Origin of the sequence: Streptomyces sp. NPDC096013, assembly GCF_044763565.1 — a bacterium.
Taxonomy (GTDB): domain Bacteria; phylum Actinomycetota; class Actinomycetes; order Streptomycetales; family Streptomycetaceae; genus Streptomyces.
Genome location: NZ_JBIWGK010000004.1, coordinates 463,224 through 479,322 on the forward strand (window position 1 = coordinate 463,224; position 16,099 = coordinate 479,322).

General features: G+C 71.8%; 13 protein-coding genes and 1 pseudogene. 6 read left to right on the forward strand and 8 right to left on the reverse strand.

What is annotated here, in order from left to right; translation table 11 throughout:
* Positions 1-82 precede the first annotated feature (82 nt).
* The 3 genes from ACIRB1_RS16810 to ACIRB1_RS16820 form a co-directional block, all read right to left on the reverse strand.
* Complete coding sequence (locus ACIRB1_RS16810) at positions 83-1,294, reverse strand: FAD-dependent monooxygenase (protein WP_403466043.1); 1,212 nt, start codon at positions 1,292-1,294, stop codon at positions 83-85.
* 192 nt (positions 1,295-1,486) lie between these two features.
* Positions 1,487-2,182: a ribonuclease H gene (locus tag ACIRB1_RS16815; protein WP_403466044.1), complete on the reverse strand. Its 696-nt coding sequence runs from the start codon at positions 2,180-2,182 to the stop codon at positions 1,487-1,489.
* A gap of 73 nt (positions 2,183-2,255) precedes the next feature.
* Positions 2,256-3,050, reverse strand: a complete 795-nt coding sequence (locus tag ACIRB1_RS16820; protein WP_403466045.1) for a VOC family protein — start codon at positions 3,048-3,050, stop codon at positions 2,256-2,258.
* A 118-nt stretch (positions 3,051-3,168) separates the two neighbouring features.
* Between ACIRB1_RS16820 and ACIRB1_RS16825 the strand changes: the two genes are divergently transcribed.
* The 4 genes from ACIRB1_RS16825 (at position 3,169) to ACIRB1_RS16840 (ending at position 7,830) form a co-directional block, all read left to right on the forward strand.
* A complete protein-coding gene (locus ACIRB1_RS16825; RefSeq protein ID WP_403466216.1) occupies positions 3,169-4,206 on the forward strand; it encodes a zinc-binding alcohol dehydrogenase family protein in 1,038 nt (345 codons plus the stop codon).
* Between the two features lie 184 nt (positions 4,207-4,390).
* Complete coding sequence (locus tag ACIRB1_RS16830) at positions 4,391-5,833, forward strand: family 2B encapsulin nanocompartment shell protein (protein ID WP_352185730.1); 1,443 nt, start codon at positions 4,391-4,393, stop codon at positions 5,831-5,833.
* Between the two features lie 16 nt (positions 5,834-5,849).
* Positions 5,850-6,899 carry a family 2 encapsulin nanocompartment cargo protein terpene cyclase gene (locus ACIRB1_RS16835; RefSeq protein ID WP_403466046.1) on the forward strand — a complete coding sequence of 350 codons (1,050 nt, stop codon included), beginning with the start codon at positions 5,850-5,852 and terminating at the stop codon, positions 6,897-6,899.
* Between the two features lie 49 nt (positions 6,900-6,948).
* The gene (locus ACIRB1_RS16840) at positions 6,949-7,830 is read left to right on the forward strand and encodes a geranyl diphosphate 2-C-methyltransferase (RefSeq protein ID WP_352185728.1); all 882 of its coding nucleotides are present in this window, start codon (positions 6,949-6,951) and stop codon (positions 7,828-7,830) included.
* A gap of 63 nt (positions 7,831-7,893) precedes the next feature.
* On the opposite strand, the pseudogene ACIRB1_RS16845 reads toward ACIRB1_RS16840, so the two are convergent.
* Positions 7,894-8,418: pseudogene (locus tag ACIRB1_RS16845) on the reverse strand (STAS domain-containing protein); the annotation flags it as partial.
* Between the two features lie 58 nt (positions 8,419-8,476).
* Here ACIRB1_RS16845 and ACIRB1_RS16850 point away from each other — a divergent pair.
* Both ACIRB1_RS16850 and ACIRB1_RS16855 read left to right on the forward strand, forming a co-directional pair.
* On the forward strand, positions 8,477-9,151 hold the full coding sequence (locus tag ACIRB1_RS16850; protein ID WP_403466047.1) for a response regulator transcription factor: 675 nt from the start codon (positions 8,477-8,479) through the stop codon (positions 9,149-9,151).
* An 8-nt stretch (positions 9,152-9,159) separates the two neighbouring features.
* Positions 9,160-10,878 (forward strand): ATP-binding protein, encoded by a 1,719-nt coding sequence (locus ACIRB1_RS16855; RefSeq protein WP_403466048.1) that lies wholly within the window; start codon positions 9,160-9,162, stop codon positions 10,876-10,878.
* Here ACIRB1_RS16855 and ACIRB1_RS16860 read toward each other — a convergent pair.
* From ACIRB1_RS16860 to ACIRB1_RS16875, 4 genes are read right to left on the reverse strand one after another with little or no spacing between them, the layout of a single operon-like run.
* Complete coding sequence (locus ACIRB1_RS16860) at positions 10,875-11,528, reverse strand: TetR family transcriptional regulator C-terminal domain-containing protein (protein WP_352185725.1); 654 nt, start codon at positions 11,526-11,528, stop codon at positions 10,875-10,877. The genes ACIRB1_RS16855 and ACIRB1_RS16860 overlap by 4 nt on opposite strands.
* Positions 11,525-13,531: a CocE/NonD family hydrolase gene (locus ACIRB1_RS16865; RefSeq protein WP_403466049.1), complete on the reverse strand. Its 2,007-nt coding sequence runs from the start codon at positions 13,529-13,531 to the stop codon at positions 11,525-11,527. Before ACIRB1_RS16865 ends, ACIRB1_RS16860 begins: the two co-directional genes overlap by 4 nt.
* Positions 13,528-15,258, reverse strand: coding sequence for a dipeptide ABC transporter ATP-binding protein (locus ACIRB1_RS16870; protein ID WP_403466050.1), 1,731 nt, complete (start codon positions 15,256-15,258; stop codon positions 13,528-13,530). The genes ACIRB1_RS16865 and ACIRB1_RS16870 overlap by 4 nt, the downstream gene beginning before the upstream one ends.
* A complete protein-coding gene (locus ACIRB1_RS16875) occupies positions 15,258-15,980 on the reverse strand; it encodes an ABC transporter permease (RefSeq protein ID WP_403466217.1) in 723 nt (240 codons plus the stop codon). Before ACIRB1_RS16875 ends, ACIRB1_RS16870 begins: the two co-directional genes overlap by 1 nt.
* Positions 15,981-16,099 lie beyond the last annotated feature (119 nt).

Below are 16,099 nucleotides of genomic sequence, written 5' to 3' on the forward strand. Positions count from 1 at the left end.
GCTATTCACCCTATCCGGTGAATAGCCATTCACCCAAGCTCGCCCGGCCGCCCGCGGAAGCCCGCGCGCTCCCGGCGGTCGTCTACTTGCGGGTCGCGAGCGTCCGCGCGTGCACGGTCCGCGCGACCTTGGGCCCGAGCCAGCGCTTGAACCGGCGCAGCGCCTCCAGGCTTCCCGCCGCCTTGTCGATGCCGTAGTAGACCTGCGGCGGGACGTACGGCAGCAGCGGCGAGTGGCGCTGGCCGAGCAGGGCGAACATGCGGTGCGGCGGCAGGTCGATGTAGCGCTGGAGGTTCTCGTACCACTGGGCGCTGTAGCGGGCCGCGCTCTGGATGGACAACAGGGCGGCCTTACGGCGCTGCTCGTAGGCGGCGAGGGCCTGCGGCAGCGCGCTGTGGTCGCGCAGGGCGTCGGCGAGCGCCATGGCGTCCTCCAGGGCGAGGGTGGTGCCGGCGCCGATGGAGTAGTGGGTGGTGTGGGCGGCGTCGCCGAGCAGGACGAGGTTGTCGCGGTGCCAGGTGCGGTTGGTCAGGGTGCGGAAGTTCAGCCACTGGGCGCTGCCGTCGGCGGAGGCGCGGCCGATCAGGGAGTGGCCGTCGAGGAGGTCCGCGAAGAGCTTCTCCAGCAGGGCGAGTCCGTCGGCCTCGGGCGCGGTGTCCAGGCCGAGGCCGGTCCAGGTCTCGGGGGCGCACTCGATGACGCAGGTGCTGCCCTCGGGGCCGAACGCGTAGCCGTAGCACCAGATCCAGCCGTGGTCGGTCTCGACGAACGCGAAGGTGAAGGAGCCGAAGACCTTGCTGGTGCCGAGCCAGATGTACTGGTTGCGGCCGGGTGTGAGGTCGGCGCCGAAGTGATCGGCGTGGCGGTTGCGCAGCGCGCTGTTGACGCCGTCGGCGGCGACGATCAGATCGGCGTCGGGCAGGTCCTCCGCCGTGACGTCGTGCTCGAACTCCAGGCGTACGCCCAGGGTCCGGGCCCGTTCGGCGAGGATCTTGAGGAGGCGGTGGCGGCCGATGCCGTGGCCCTCGTCGCCGGGCTGGGTGGTCGTCAGGTCCCGGACGCGGGCGACGCCGTCGCTCCAGCGCACCGAGTGCTCGTCGACGGCCTGCGCCGACTCCGGGTCGTACTCCCGGAGTTGGTCGAGCAGCCCACTCCAGTACGTCACGCCCCAGCCGTAGGTCGAGCCCTCGGGGTTGCGCTCGTAGACGGTGATGTCGTGGGACGGGTCCTGACGCTTCAGCAGGATCGAGAGATACAGACCGGCGGGCCCGCCTCCGACACAGGCGACCTTCACGCGCACACCCCTGGGGATTACTCAAAGTGGTCAATTGGCACCGCAGAGTAGCAGGCCGAGCGCGCAGGAAAGCCACCTCGACCCGAAGGGATGAGGCGCGTCGTTGACGGGCTCCCCGAGGAGGCGGGCACGGAGGCGGGCGAGCGGGTCCGTTGCGGCGGACCCGGTCTCACCGCGGGCCGGACCGGGTGGCTAGGCCTCGGCCGTGCGGCACTCCGGGTGGCCCCAGCCCTTGTCGTTCTTACTGATGGGTTCGCCCGCCGCGTAGGCGCGACCGCAGAGGCAGCGGCCGGGGAACTTGGCCTTGATGGTGCGGGCGGCCGAACTCGCGCTCTTCCGGGCCGACTTGGCGGCGCCGGCGCGGGCGGGCTTCTTCGGGGTGTCCGGCGAGGGGGGCGGTTCAGGGGAGCCGAGGTCGCTGCCCGCGGGCTCCTGGACGATGGCCGCCTGGCTGGCCGCGCGGTCGGCGAAGTCGTTCAGCGGGTCGCCGTCGACCTGGTGGGCGGGGACGTAGCGGAACTCGACCGAGCGGCCGTCGAGGAGTTCGTCGATACGGACGACCAGCTCCTGGTTGGCGACGGGCTTGCCGCCGGAGGTCTTCCAGCCGTTGCGCTTCCAGCCGGGCAGCCAGGTGGTGACCGCCTTCATGGCGTACTGCGAGTCCATGCGGATCTCCAGCGGCACGTCCGGTGCGGTCGCCGTCAACAGGCGTTCCAGCGCGGTGAGTTCGGCGACGTTGTTGGTGGCCTTGCCGAGCGGCCCCGCCTCCCAGCGGGCCGGGCTCTCCTTGTCGTCCGACACGACCCAGGCCCAGGCGGCAGGCCCGGGATTCCCCTTCGAAGCCCCGTCGCACGCGGCCACCACACGTTCACGCATGCGCCCGATCATGCCATGGCGCTACGGCACGCCCCGCACGCACCCGCCCGGTGGGCGGTCGACGGGGCGTGATCGACCGCGTCGGTCAGACGTCCGTGCTGGTGGGCATCTCGCCCTGGGTTTTGGTCACGTCGATCACCGTGAACGAGGCGCCCTGCGGATCGCTGAGGGCCGCGAACCGCCCGAAGGGGCTGTCCGTGGGGCCGAAGCGCACGATGCCGCCGAGTTCGGTGGCCTTGGCGACGGCCTCGTCGCAGTCGGGGACGGTGAAGTAGACGTTGATGTACGACGGCACCTCGGGCGGGAACTCGTCGCCCATCCGCATCCGGCCCAGCACCGGCCGGTCGCCGAGGCTGTACATCCGGTAGTCCATGCCGTCGCCGTCCATCTGCTTCTGCGCGAAGGGGAAGACGCCCGTGAAGAACGGGTCCGCCTTCTCGGGCTCGCGGGTGAAGACCTCGGCCCAGGCGTAGGCGCCGGGCACGCCGATGGCCTCGAAGCCCTCGTGGGCGTCGCCCTGCCAGATGCCGAAGACGGCGCCGCTGGGCTCGGTGGCCAGGCACATCGTGCCGAAGTCGCCGACCTTCATCGGCTCCATCAGCACCTGGCCGCCGTTCTCGCGGATCTTCGTGGCGGTGGCCGCCGCGTCCGGTGACGCGAGGTACAGGCACCACTGCGACGGGCTCTCCTGCCCGGGCATCGGCGGTACGACGGCCGCCACCGCCTTGTCGTCGACGAAGGCCTGTGTGTAGTTGCCGTACTCCGACGACGCGTCGCCGAAGGTCCAGCCGAGGACCTCGCCGTAGAAGCGCTTGGCTCCCTCCACGTCGCTGAACATCGCGTCGGCCCAGCAGGGGGTTCCCTCAGGTTGTACGGCCATGGCTGCGGCCCTCTCCGGTCGGTCGGGTTGTCCGAATTCTCACGCTAGTCACCCGGGGAGCGGGGCGCGCGCCGAACGTCGCGTTCCGTTCCACACTGGACGCATGGCGGATGCGACGATGCGCGCGTGGGCCGTGACCGAACCGGGGCCCGTCGAGGCGGGCGTTCTCCGGCTGGTGGAGAAGCCGGTGCCCGTACCGGGGGACGACGAACTCCTCGTGCACGTGCGCGCGTGCGGGGTCTGCCGCACCGATCTCCATGTCACCGAGGGCGATCTGCCGGTGCACCGCCCCGGGGTGACGCCGGGGCACGAGGTCGTCGGCACGGTCGCCGGGTACGGGGCCGGGGTGAGCGGCTTCGCGGTCGGCGACCGGGTGGGCGTCGCGTGGCTGCGCCGTACCGACGGGACGTGCGCGTACTGCCTGCGCGGGGCCGAGAACCTGTGCCCGCGCTCCGAGTACACCGGCTGGGACGCCGACGGTGGTTACGCAGAGTACACGACCGCACCGGCCGCGTTCGCCCACCGCCTCCCCGCGGGCCTGGACGACGTGGCCCTGGCGCCGCTGCTCTGCGCCGGGATCATCGGCTACCGCGCGCTGCGCCGGTCCGCCCTGCCACCGGGCGGCCGGCTCGGTCTCTACGGCTTCGGGGGCAGCGCCCATCTCTGCGCGCAGGTGGCGCTCGCCGAGGGGGCCACCGTGCATGTGCTGACCCGGGGCGAGGCCGCGCGGCGGCTCGCGCTGGAGCTGGGGGCGGCCTCGGCGCGCGACGCGTACGAGGCACCGCCCGAGCCGCTGGACAGCGCGATCCTGTTCGCGCCGGCCGGTGAGCTGGTACCGGTGGCGCTGCGGGCGCTCGACCGGGGCGGCGTCCTCGCGGTCGCGGGCATCCATCTGAGCGACACACCGCCCCTGGACTACGAGCACGAGCTGTTCTACGAGAAGGAGGTGCGCAGCGTCACCTCCAACACCCGTGCGGACGCCCGGGAGTTCCTCGGCCTGGCCGCCCGGTACGGGGTGCGCGCGACCACCCACACGTATCCGCTCTCACGCGCCTCGGACGCCCTGACCGATCTGAAGGCGGGCCGCTTCGACGGGGCGGCGGTGCTGGTGAACGACTTCGACGGACGGGCGGCGCGCGGCACTCCACGCGGGTGAGGTGTTCGCGCGCCCCGTGCGCCGGGGCACGGGGAACGATCTGTTCCACTCTCCGCCCCGATCAGGGGTTTACACCCTCCAGGGCTCGAAACCGCCCCCCTCGCGCGGTTACCGGTCCTCGGCAGGACTGTTTGGCTTGTACACCGACGACGCGCTCACCCCTGTTCACCTCCCGGGAGGGAAAGTGTCCACTCCGGAAAGCGCCACCGGTCCCGCCACCGACGAACCCGACCCCGCCAACCCCGGCAACGGGCAGCTCACCAGCCTCAGCACCGTGGCGGCCCGCCAGCTCGCCACGACGACCAAGTCCGAACCGCAGATGCAGGCCATCACCTCGCGATGGCTGCTGAAGATGCTGCCCTGGGTGGACGTGCGGGGCGGCGCCTACCGGGTCAACCGGCGGCTCCAGCTCAGCGTCGGCCGCGGCCGGGTGCAGTTCGAGCAGAACGGCGCCGACGACATCAAGGTCATCCCCCAGACGCTCACCGAGCTGCCGGTGCTGCGCGGGTACCCCGACGCGGAGGTCCTGAAGGAGATCGCGGGCCGCTTCCGGGTCCGTGAGGTGCGGGCCGGCCAGGTCCTCTTCGAGGCCGGACAGCCCGTCACCGAGGCCTACTTGGTCGCGCACGGCCGCTTCACCCGCTACACCGCCGGCAAGTACGACGAGGAGGAGATCCTCGGGGTCGTCACCGACGGCGACCAGATGGGCGACGAGGCGATCGGGCAGTCCGATCCGCTGTGGCTGAGTTCGGTGCGCGCCGAGACCGCGGGCGTCCTGCTGGTGCTGCCCTGGGACGTGGTGTCCGAATTCACCGACCGCGTACCGTCGTTGGCCGCCCATCTGGAGGCGTACGCCGAGCGGCAGCGGCTGCCGATGAACCGCAAGGGCGAGGCCGACGTCCCGGTGCAGGCCGGCCATGTGGGCGAGCCGACGCTGCCCGGCGGCTTCGTGGACTACGAACTCGCCCCGCGCGAGTACGAGTTGTCGCTCACCCAGACCGTGCTGCGGGTGCACACCCGGGTCGCCGACCTCTACAACGACCCGATGGACCAGACCCAGCAGCAACTCCGGCTCACCATCGAGGAGATCCGTGAGCGCCAGGAGTGGGAGCTGGTCAACAACCGGGAGTTCGGGCTGCTGCACAGCGTCGACTACACCCAGCGCATCAGCACCTTCACCGGCCCGCCGACCCCGGACGACCTCGACGAACTCCTCGCCATGCGGCGCAAGACACGGCTCTTCCTGGCCCATCCGAAGGCGATCTCGGCGTTCTTCCGGCAGTGCAACAAGCGCGGCCTGGTGCCCGGCACGGCGAACGTCGACGGGCACGAGATCCCCGCCTGGCGCGGTGTGCCGTTCTTCCCGTGCGGCAAGATCCCGATCACCCCGCAGCACACCAGCAGCATCATCGCGCTGCGCACCGGGGAGGCCGACCAGGGTGTCATCGGGCTGTTCCAGACCGGTATCCCCGAGGAGTTCCAGCCCGGCCTGAACGTGCGCTTCATGGGCATCGACTCGGCCGCGATCATCCGTTACCTCGTCACCGCGTACTACTCGATGGCCATCCTGGTCCCCGACGCGGCGGGGATCCTCGAGAACGTCCAGATCGGCCGGACGGCCGAATGACGGCGTGGAGCACTTCATGACCACACCCACCACGACCTCCGTCCCGCTCCCCGGGCCGCCGAACCTGGCCCGTACCGTGCGGGCCCGGCGCACCGGGGCGATCCCCGGCCTCACGTACCGCCCGGTGGCACCCGCCGACCCCGAGAAGGCCGCCGAGATCGACCGCAGGCTGGAGGCCTGGGCCCGCGAGCTCGATCTGTTCCCGGCCGAGTGGGACGGGGACTTCACCGGGTTCCAGTTCGGCCGGGCCGTGGTGCTCCAGCACCCGGGCGCCCTCGACCTCGAACGGCTCACCGCGGCAGGCAAGTTGCTGCTCGCCGAGAACATCGTCGACAGCTGCTACTGCGAGGAGGACGAGGGCAGGGGCGGCTCGCACAGCGGCCTCGGCGGACGGCTGATCTTCGGGCAGTCGGCGCTCGACCCCTTCCACTCCACCCCCGAGTACGAGGAGGAGTGGCGGCTCGGCGTCCAGTCCGACGGCCCGCGCCGCTCGTACCACTTCGCCCTCAAGGACTACGCCCTCCTCGCCACCCCCAGCCAGACGGACCGTTTCGTCCACGACATCGCCCGCCTCCACCTCGGCTATCTCGCCGAGGCCGCCTGGGCGGAGACCCGGTACAAGCCGCGGGTCTGGGAGTACCTGACGATGCGGCAGTTCAACAACTTCCGTCCCTGTCTGTCGATCGTGGACGCGGTCGACGGCTACGAACTGCCCGAACAGGTCTACGCCCGGCCGGAGATCCAGCGGGTCACGGCCCTGGCCTGCAACGCCACCACGATCGTCAACGACCTCTACTCCTTCACCAAGGAGCTGTCCGAACCCGACCATCTCAACCTCCCCCAGGTCGTCGCCGCCAACGAGCGGTGCGGGCTGAAGGCGGCCTATCTGAAGTCCGTCGAGATCCACAACCGGATCATGGACGCGTTCGAGGAGGAGTCTGCGGCCCTGTCCGCGCTCTCGCCCCTCGTCGAGCGCTACACCCAGAGCCTGGCCGCCTGGGTGGCCGGCAACCACGAGTGGCACGCCACCAACAGCCACCGCTACCACCTGCCCAACTACTGGTAAGAGCACGGACCCTGACATGCCGTCAGACGTACGACGCAAGGAGTCACCGTTGACCACTGCCGACGCCGGCACCACCACCGCCACTGCCCCGGTGCCGACCCAGTCCACGTACCAGAACCGTGTCGCGGACTACTGGAACGCCGAAGAGAACCCGGTCAACCTCGACCTCGGACAGATCGACGACCTGTACCACCACCACTACGGGATCGGCGGGGCGGACGAGTCCGTGCTCGACGAACCCGACCCCGTCCGGCGCCGTGAGCGGCTCACCGCCGAACTCCACCGCCTCGAACACGCGCAGGCCGAACTCCTCGCCTCCCACCTCGGCGGGCTCACCCCCGCCGACCGGGTCTTCGACGCCGGCTGCGGGCGCGGCGGCGGCAGTGTCGTCGCGCATCTGCGCTACGGCTGCCGGGCGGACGGGGTGACGATCTCCGCCAAGCAGGCCGAGTTCGCCAACGCGCAGGCGCGCAAGCGGGGCATCGACGACAAGGTGCGCTACCACCACCGCAACATGCTCGACACCGGCTTCCCGACCGGTGAGTTCGCCGCGTCCTGGAACAACGAGTCCACGATGTACGTGGAGCTGGACCTGTTGTTCGCCGAGCACTCCCGGCTGCTGCGCCGCGGCGGACGCTATGTGGTGATCACCGGCTGCTACAACGACACCTACGGCCGGGCCTCACGCGAGGTGTCCCTCATCAACGCCCACTACATCTGCGACATCCACCCCAGGTCGGAGTACTTCCGGGCGATGGCACGCAACCGCCTGGTGCCCGTCCACGTCCAGGACCTCACCGAGGACACGATCCCCTACTGGGCGCTGCGCAAGCAGGCCGACCATCTGGTGACGGGCATCGAGGACACCTTCCTGGACGCCTACCGCAACGGCAGCTTCCAGTACCTGCTGATCGCGGCCGACCGGGTCTGAGGCCCGGCGCCCGGCGATCCTGGAGGCCGCCTCGGGGAGTCCGGGCTCCGGGTTCAGCACGTCCAGCGTGCCGTGCGCCCGCAACAGGCGCACGGTGCGCGGGGCGCACACCACGGCGAACCCCGCCTCGCTCTCCCGCACCCGGCGGCGGAACCGCAGCACCAGGTTGAGCCCGGTGGAGTCGATGAACGTGACGCGCCGCAGATCGACGACGTAGGCGGGCGCGCGCAGCGCCACGACCGAGTCGAGCCAGTCGCGCAGCGGGGTGGCGTTCGCGAGGTCGACGTCCCCGTGCAGGTCGACGACGAGCAGGCCGTCCCGCGCGCCCAGCAGGGCGTGTGCGCCGGGTGCGGGCCAGGCCGCGGTGGGTCCCGGCGCCAGGCTGTTCCCGGGCAACAGGCAGTTCTCGTGCAAGGTGTTCCGTCCCCGTTCCGTGCCCGCCGCGCGCCGGCGCGCGATCCGGCGCGGGCCCGTGCGGCGGCTTCGACATCCCCGCACCGCACGAACCCACGCCGGAACTCCCCCCGAGCGGCTCCCCCTTGAACCGTGGGTACCAACTGTTCTACCTTCGCCACATGGTCGGGGCATCAACGCCCGCTCGTCAGCGACACAACGAGCGGGCAGCACATGGGCCAGGTGATCCGGAATGCGTCCGCACCTCGCCCTGATCGAGGACGAACCCGATTTCGCACTGATGTGCCGTTCCTATCTGGAACACGAGGGATTCACCGTCACCTGGGCCATGGACGCCCGCGCCGGCAAGGCCGTCCTCTACGAGAGCCGCGTCGATCTCGCCGTCCTCGACCTCGGCCTCCCGGACGGCAGCGGCCTGGAACTCCTGCGCGCGCTGCGCTCCACCAGCCGTCTCCCGGTCATCGTGGTCACCGGCCGGGGCGCGGAGACCGACCGGGTCGCGGGCCTGGAGATCGGCGCCGACGACTACCTCGTCAAGCCGTTCTCGCAACGGGAGCTGGTGGCCCGGATCAGGGCCGTACTGCGCCGCTCCCAGCCACCGGAGGTCCCGGCGGTGCTGCGGATCGGCTCGCTGCGCATCGACACGGCGGCCCGCCAGGCCTCGGCCGACGGCGTCCTTCTGACGCTACGGCCCAAGGAGTACGCCCTGTTGGAGATGCTCGGTGAGGCTCCCGGCCGGGTGTTCTCCACCGAGCAGGTGCTTGAGCGGATCTGGGGCGCCTCCTGGCAGCAGCCCGCGACCGTCATCGAGCACGTGTACCGCCTGCGCGGCAAGCTGGCGGCACTCCCCACGCCCGCACCCCGGATCACCACGGTCCGCGGCTACGGCTACCGCCTCGACCCCTGAGAGCCGCTATGCCGCCCGCCGCCACCCCGGACTTCCGGCTCCTCTTCGACTCGGCGCTGTCCCCGCTGCTGGTGCTCACCCCCGACTTCACGATCGTCGAGGTCAACCGCGCGTATCTCGCGGCGACCCGTACGGAACGCGCGATCGTCGGGCAGCGCATCTTCGACGTGTTCCCCGACAATCCGGACGACCCCTCGGCCGACGGAGTCGCCAATCTGTGCCGCTCACTGGAGTCGGTGGTGGCGTCGGGCCGTACGGACACGATGGCCTTGCAGCGCTACGACATCCCCGGCGGCGAGGCGGGGACCTTCGCCGAGCGCTACTGGAGTCCCGTCAACACCCCTGTCCTGGACGCCGGGGGCCGGGTCACGCACATCATCCACCGGGTGGAGGACGTCACCGACTTCGTGCATCTGCGCCGGGTCGGCCGCGAGCAGGAACGGGCCGTCGCCGAGGCGCAGATGCGGGCGCAGGGCATGGAGATCGACCTGTTCGTCCGGGCCCGGGAGATCCGCGAGGTCAACGAGCAGCTGAGCCGGGCCAACGCCGAACTGGACGCGGCCGGGCGGCAGTTGAGGGAGGAGCAGCGGGCCAAGGACCGTTTCATCGCCACGCTCTCGCACGAGCTGCGCAACCCGCTCGCCGCCGCGACGGCGGCCGTGGAACTGCTCGCCCTCGACCAGCCCGACGGCGGTCATCCCGCACTGTCCGTCCTGGAGAGGCAGTTGGGCACCCTGGTGCGGATGAGCAACGATCTCCTGGACGGGACACGGGCGTTGACCGGTCGCCTGGAGCTGGTCCCCGAGCGGGTCGACATCCGGTCCGTGGTCGAGAGCGCGTGCGCCGACATCCGCGGTCTGTTCGGCCACGAGGAACGCACGCTGCACCTCACTCTGCCGGACAGGCCCGTCGTGGTCGACGGCGACCGGCTGCGGCTGGCGCAGGTGCTGACGAACCTGCTGTCCAACGCGCTCAAGTACACCCCGCCCGGCGGCCGTACGGAGGTCCGCCTCACGATGGAGGAGGGGCAGGCCCGGCTCACCGTGCGGGACGACGGCATCGGCTTTCAACCCGCCCAGGCCGAGGACCTGTTCGGTGTCTTCACCCGCGCGGCCCCCGCGGGACCCAACACACCCGAGGGCCTGGGCCTTGGACTCGCGGTCGCCCGCACGGTGGTCGACCTGCACGGCGGCCGGATCACCGCGCACAGCGAGGGCCCCGGCAAGGGAGCGACGTTCACGGTCCTGCTCCCCCGGGCCGACGACACGACGCCCGAGCCGCCGCGGCCGTCCGCGCCGCCTCGCCCCCGCCGCCAACTGGCCATCCTGATCGTCGAGGACAACACCGACCTGGCCGCGACCTACCGCACCCTCCTGGAACGCCGGGGCCACCACGTCACCGCCGTCCACACCGGCGCCGACGCGCTCACCGCGACCGAGTCCGACGTCTTCGACGTGGTCCTGTGCGACCTGGGCCTGCCCGACACCGACGGCTACACGGTGGCCCGTACGGTACGCGCCCGGCCGCACGGCGCCCGGCCGCGCCTGATCGCGGTCTCCGGCTTCAGCCAGGGCACCGACCGCTCGCTGTCCCGGGCGGCCGGCTTCGACGCCCACCTCGCCAAGCCGCTCCCGCTGAACGATCTGCTGGACCTCCTGGACCGGCCCGCTCAGGAGAGCGGGGCACTCACCGGGCGGGACGACGACTCGCCCCTGGGCCCGGCCTAGGACAGCCCCAACTCCGTCTCGATCAGCCGGTTGAGGTGCCTGCGGGCGTCCTGGGTGCTCAACGGCGGTGCCTGGCGGAGCCGTTGGAGGGCGAGGCCGTCGGCGAGGGCGGCGAAGCGGACGGTGAAGCCGTCGAGGTCGTCGGAGGCGAACTCGCCGTCGGTGACGCCCCGTTGGGCCAGGGCCCGGATCTGCTCGTGCCAGGTCTCGTAGCGCCGGGCCTGCCCGCCGCTGAACGCCTCGTCGGTGCCCTGCTCACCCGCGTTCCAGTAGTCGAACCACATCCGCCAGTGCCGGTCGGTGTCCTCGGTGAACAGCGCGTCGACGAGCAGCCGCAGCGCCTCGGCGCCGCTGGTCGCCTGCTCGGCGGCCTCGTTCAACTCGGCGTAGTAGCGCTCGATATGGAGCACCATCGCCTCGGAGAGGATCTCCTGCACGCTGCCGAAGTGGTACGTCACGGTGCCGACGGAGACCCCGGCCGCCGCCGCCACGTCGCGTACGCCGACCGAGGCGTAACCGCGTTCCGCTATCAACGGCACGGCCGCCTCGACGATGAGCCGGCGGCGCACCTCGGTGGGCTGCCGGGTCCGGTCGGCGGCGGCGACCGCGCGGCGCGGGGACTTCGCGGCCGGCTGCTTGGCGGCCGTCATCCCGACGTCCTCGGGGTGGTGCGGTGCCATGCGCGCTTGGCCACTGTCTCTCCGTTCGCCCGTGCTTCGACCCGACTGTCCATGACGAAGTCCGCGGCCGTGGCCCGCAGCTCCGTCCGCGTCATGATCTCAGCGTCCCACTCGTCCCCGCGCCGCAGGCGGATCCGCCACTCGGACACGGCGTGCGCGGACAGCGGGTCGTCGCCGCGGATGCGGTACGTCTCCCGCGCGCTCTCCTCGTAGCGCAGCCCGTCCGGATACGTCCGCGACCCCCCGTAGTTGGGGTCGACCTCCAGCGTCCACTCCCCCTTGGCGACATCGTGGGTGACGAGCCGCTCGGGTGCCGCGTCGGCGGGCCGGTCGTAGGTCACGTCGAGCGGTAGGGACTGCTCGGGCTCCTCGAACCGGATCCGCGGCTCTGCCCCGCTTTCCCGCAGCGGCAGTTGTACGTCGCTCCCGGCCGGGACGACGCGCAGCTCGCCGCGTTCGCCGTGCGGCCAGACCCACGGCCAGTAGGTGTCGGAGACGGCGAGGCGGATGCGGTGGCCGGGCGGGATCGCGTAGCCGATGCCGGTCAGCTCGAACTCGACGTCCTCGTAGGTCCCCGGGGTCCACTCGACGGCCCGGTCGCGGCCGTGCCTGCTCAGCAGGTTGAGCACACCCCTGGTGACGAGCGTGGACGAGCCGTCCGGTGCCACGTCGCAGAGGCGGGCGATGACATGGGCGCGCGGGGTGCTGCTGTCGAGGCGGAGCCGGACGCGCGGGCGGCCGAGGATCTCGACGCGTTCGGTGAGCGGCTCGGAGTCGAAGCAGACCGAACGGCCGTCCTCCTCGCGCTGGTCCGGCGGCAGGTCGCTCGCGTTGCCGAAGGGGAAGAAGCGCCCGGCGTCGAGGCCGGTGTGCTGCGGGGAGCGCACGAGGACGGGCTCGCCGCTCGCCCCGAGCGTCCGCGCCTCCCACGTGACCTTGTGGCTCGGCCAGTCGGTGTCCCCCACCCACCGCCCCGGCAGCACGTCGTACGACGTCGCCGGCGGGACCGGGTCGGTGATCCAGGACCGCAGCAGCGGCTCACCCATGACGCCCGTGTCGACGCCCTTGAGGTGCTGGTCCCACCAGCGCAGGGTCTCCTGGAGGAAGCCGATCGCGGGACCGGGCGGCAGGCCCCGGTCGGGGTACTGGTGCGACCACGGGCCGATGATGCCCCGGACGCGGTCGCCGGGCAGGTGCTCGACGAGCCGCAGCACGGCGTCCCGGTACGGGTCGTTCCAGCCGCCGACCGCGAGGACGGCCGCGTCGATCGCTCCGTAGTCCTCGCAGACGCTGCCGTGCTTCCAGTAGTCGTCGCGCTGCTGGTGGGCGAGCCAGGTGTGGAGGAAGGGTTCGAGGGCGTCGAGGCGTTCGCGCCACATCGGCAGCCAGCGGTCCGCGCCGACGTTCGCGGGGTCCGGCGGGCGGGACGCGAAGGCGAGCATGGTGCCGGCCCAGGCGAGCATGTCGATGCCGAGGACGGCGCCGCCCATGTAGTGGACGTCGTTGTCGTAGCGGTCGTCGGTCGAGCAGACGGTGACGATCGCCTTCAGGGGTTCGGGGGCCAGCGCGGCGATCTGGAGGGAGTTGAAGCCGCCCCAGGAGATGCCGAACATGCCGACCTTGCCGGTGCACCAGGGTTGCGCGGCAAGCCAGTTGACCACGTCGACCCCGTCGGCGAGTTCCTGCGCGTCGTACTCGTCGCCGGGCAGGCCCTCGCTGTCGCCGTGGCCCCGGATGTCGACGCGGACGGAGGCGTAGCCGTGGCCCGCGTACCAGGGGTGGCGCTGGGCGTCGCGGGGCGCGGTCCAGTCGCTCTTGCGGTACGGGAGGTATTCGAGCAGCGCGGGCACCGGGTCCGACTCGGCGTCATCGGGCCGCCAGATACGGGCGTGCAGCCGGGTCCTTCCGTCCCGGGTGGGGATCCAGACGTCCTCCCGGACGACCCGGCGCTCGAACTGCTCGCGGTACTTCACGAAACTCCTTCCGCCACAGGGGCGTTGAGTGGGCGCCAGCGTCGGACGCGGTGGCCGTCGGCGCCCTGGTCGGTCCAGATGTCGTCGCCGTCGGCCGCGTCGGTCCAGTCGGCGCTGTCGTCGACGTAGGGCCGCGCGTCGGGGTCGGGTTCCAGAGCGGCGGCCATGAGCCGGCGGGTGTAGGGGTGCCGGGGGTCGGCGAACACGGCTTCCGTGGGGCCCTCTTCGACGACGACTCCGTGGCGCAGGACGACGACCCGGTCCGCGATGCCTCGTACGACCGCGAGGTCGTGGCTGATGAACAGGCACGCCAGGTCGCGTTCCCGGCGCAGGTCGTCGAGAAGGCGCAGGACGTCGGCCTGGACCGATACGTCCAGGGCGGTGGTGATCTCGTCGGCGATGAGGACGTCCGGTTCGCCCGCCAACGCCCGTGCGATGCCTATGCGTTGGCGCTGGCCGCCGGAGAGCTGGGCGGGCAGGCGGTCGGCGAGGGCCGGGTCGAGGCGTACGTCCGCGATGAGCCGGCGGGCCCGGTCGGCGGCCTCCGTGCGGTCGGTCACCGTGCCGAAGAAGCGCAGGGGGTGGCGGACCGCGTCGCCCACGGAGCGGCGGGGGTTGAGCGAGGTGTCGGCGTTCTGGAAGACGAGCTGCACCCGACGCCGCAGGGACAGCGGCCGTTGCTGTGCGGGGCGGGCGAGGTCGCCGTCCGCGTGGCGCATCGTGCCGCCGGACGGGGTGCGCAGTCCGGCGAGGGTCCACGCGAGGGTGGACTTGCCGCTGCCCGACTCCCCGACGAGAGCGAGGACTTCACCGCGCCGGACGTCGAAGGAGACACCGTGCATGGCCCGGGTGCTGCCGTAGTCGATGGTGATGTCCTGGGCGGAGATGGCGACGGGGGCGTCGGCGGGGACCTCGGCCCTGGGCCTGACCTCCCGTTCCCCCGCCTCGCCGACGACGGCGAGTCCGGCGTCGTCCAGGCGCGGCACGCTCGCCAGCAGGCGGCGCGTGTACGGGTCCTGGGGCTGCGAGAAGAGCTGCCCGGTGGGCGCAGACTCCACCACGCGCCCCGACCGCAGGACGGTCACATCGTCGGCCATGTGGGCGACGACCCCTAGGTCGTGGCTCACCAGCACCGCGGCGAGGCCGAGTTCGTCGCGCAGTGCGGCGATCAGGTCGAGGACGCTGCGTTGGGTGACGACGTCGAGGCCGGTCGTCGGTTCGTCGAGGACCAGGACCTTGGGGCGGGCCGCGATGGCCATGGCGATGGCGACGCGCTGCTGCTGGCCGCCGGACAGCTCGTGCGGATAGCGGCGGGCCAACTCCGCGGGGTGCGGCAGCCGGACCTGTTCGAGGAGGTCGACGACGGGCACGTCACCGCCCGTCTCGGCGATCTGCCGTCCGATGCGCATGGAGGGGGTAAGGGCGTGGCCGGCGTTCTGGCCGACCATGGCGACCGTGCCGCCGCGCAGCCGCCTCAACTCCCGCGCGGGCAGATCGAAGACATCGGCACCGGCGACCTCGACCGAGCCCCCGGTGATCCGGGAGCCGTGACGCAGATGGCCCAGGAGGGTCGCGGCGACGGTCGACTTGCCGCTGCCGGACTCGCCGACTAGAGCGTGGGTGCGGCCCTCGGCGACGTCCAGGGACACCTCGTGCACGACGGGGACGTCACGGCCGCCCGAACGGTAGGCCACGGACAGGGAGTTGACGGACACGATCGAGGTCATCAGGAGCCCTCCCTGATCCGGTCGACGCCCCACGCCTTGGACAGGCCGTCGGCCGCGAGGTTGAGCCCGACCACGAGGGTGGCCAGGGCGATGATGGGGGCGAGGCTGGCCATCGGGACGACGGTGATGGCGGTGCGGTTCTCGGCGACCATCAGGCCCCAGTCGGGAGTCGGCGGGTCGGCGCCGAAGCCGAGGAAGGACAGCGAGGAGATCAGCAGCACGACCCAGGAGGCCCGCATCGCGAACTCCACGCACACCACGTCGGTGATGTTCGGCAGGATCTCCCGGCGCAGGATCGACCAGGTGCTCTCGCCCCGGGCGCGGGCCGCGGTCACGTAGTCGGCGGGGACCACCGCGAGGGCGGCGCCGCGCACGACACGGACGACCTGCGGGACGTAGACGATCGCGACGGCCAGGACGATGACCGCCGGGCCGGTGCCGAGGGCCGTCACAACGACGAGGAGGGCCAGGACGGACGGGATGGAGAGGATCGCGTCCAGGACGCGGCCCAGGACGTCGTCGAACCAGCCGCCGCGCAGGGCCGCCGCGCAGCCGATGACCGTGCCGAGGGCGACGGTGAGGAGGGTGGCGGCGACGGAGACGCCGAGGGCGTACCGGCCGCCGTACAGGACGCGGGCGAGGACGTCGCGGCCGTACTGGTCGGTGCCGGCCCAGTGGCTCCAACTCGGGCCGAGCAGCGCGTGGCCGGCGTCGTTGGCGATCGGGTCGTAGGAGGTGAGGAGGGGGGGCGAGCAGGGCGATCAGGATGTGGACGGCGACGATCGCGAGGCCGACGAGGACGGTGCGGGAGCTGCTCAGGGTGCGCCAGGCGCGGACGGTG

What these genes read in the sequence shown, in the direction of transcription:
- ACIRB1_RS16815 (WP_403466044.1), bottom strand. Translation starts at nt 2,182, where the DNA reads ATGATCGGGCGCATGCGTGAACGTGTGGTGGCCGCGTGCGACGGGGCT.
- ACIRB1_RS16820 (WP_403466045.1), bottom strand. Translation starts at nt 3,050, where the DNA reads ATGGCCGTACAACCTGAGGGAACCCCCTGCTGGGCCGACGCGATGTTC.
- ACIRB1_RS16825 (WP_403466216.1), top strand. Translation starts at nt 3,169, where the DNA reads ATGCGCGCGTGGGCCGTGACCGAACCGGGGCCCGTCGAGGCGGGCGTT.
- ACIRB1_RS16835 (WP_403466046.1), top strand. Translation starts at nt 5,850, where the DNA reads ATGACCACACCCACCACGACCTCCGTCCCGCTCCCCGGGCCGCCGAAC.
- ACIRB1_RS16850 (WP_403466047.1), top strand. Translation starts at nt 8,477, where the DNA reads ATGCGTCCGCACCTCGCCCTGATCGAGGACGAACCCGATTTCGCACTG.
- ACIRB1_RS16855 (WP_403466048.1), top strand. Translation starts at nt 9,160, where the DNA reads ATGCCGCCCGCCGCCACCCCGGACTTCCGGCTCCTCTTCGACTCGGCG.
- ACIRB1_RS16860 (WP_352185725.1), bottom strand. Translation starts at nt 11,528, where the DNA reads ATGACGGCCGCCAAGCAGCCGGCCGCGAAGTCCCCGCGCCGCGCGGTC.
- ACIRB1_RS16870 (WP_403466050.1), bottom strand. Translation starts at nt 15,258, where the DNA reads ATGACCTCGATCGTGTCCGTCAACTCCCTGTCCGTGGCCTACCGTTCG.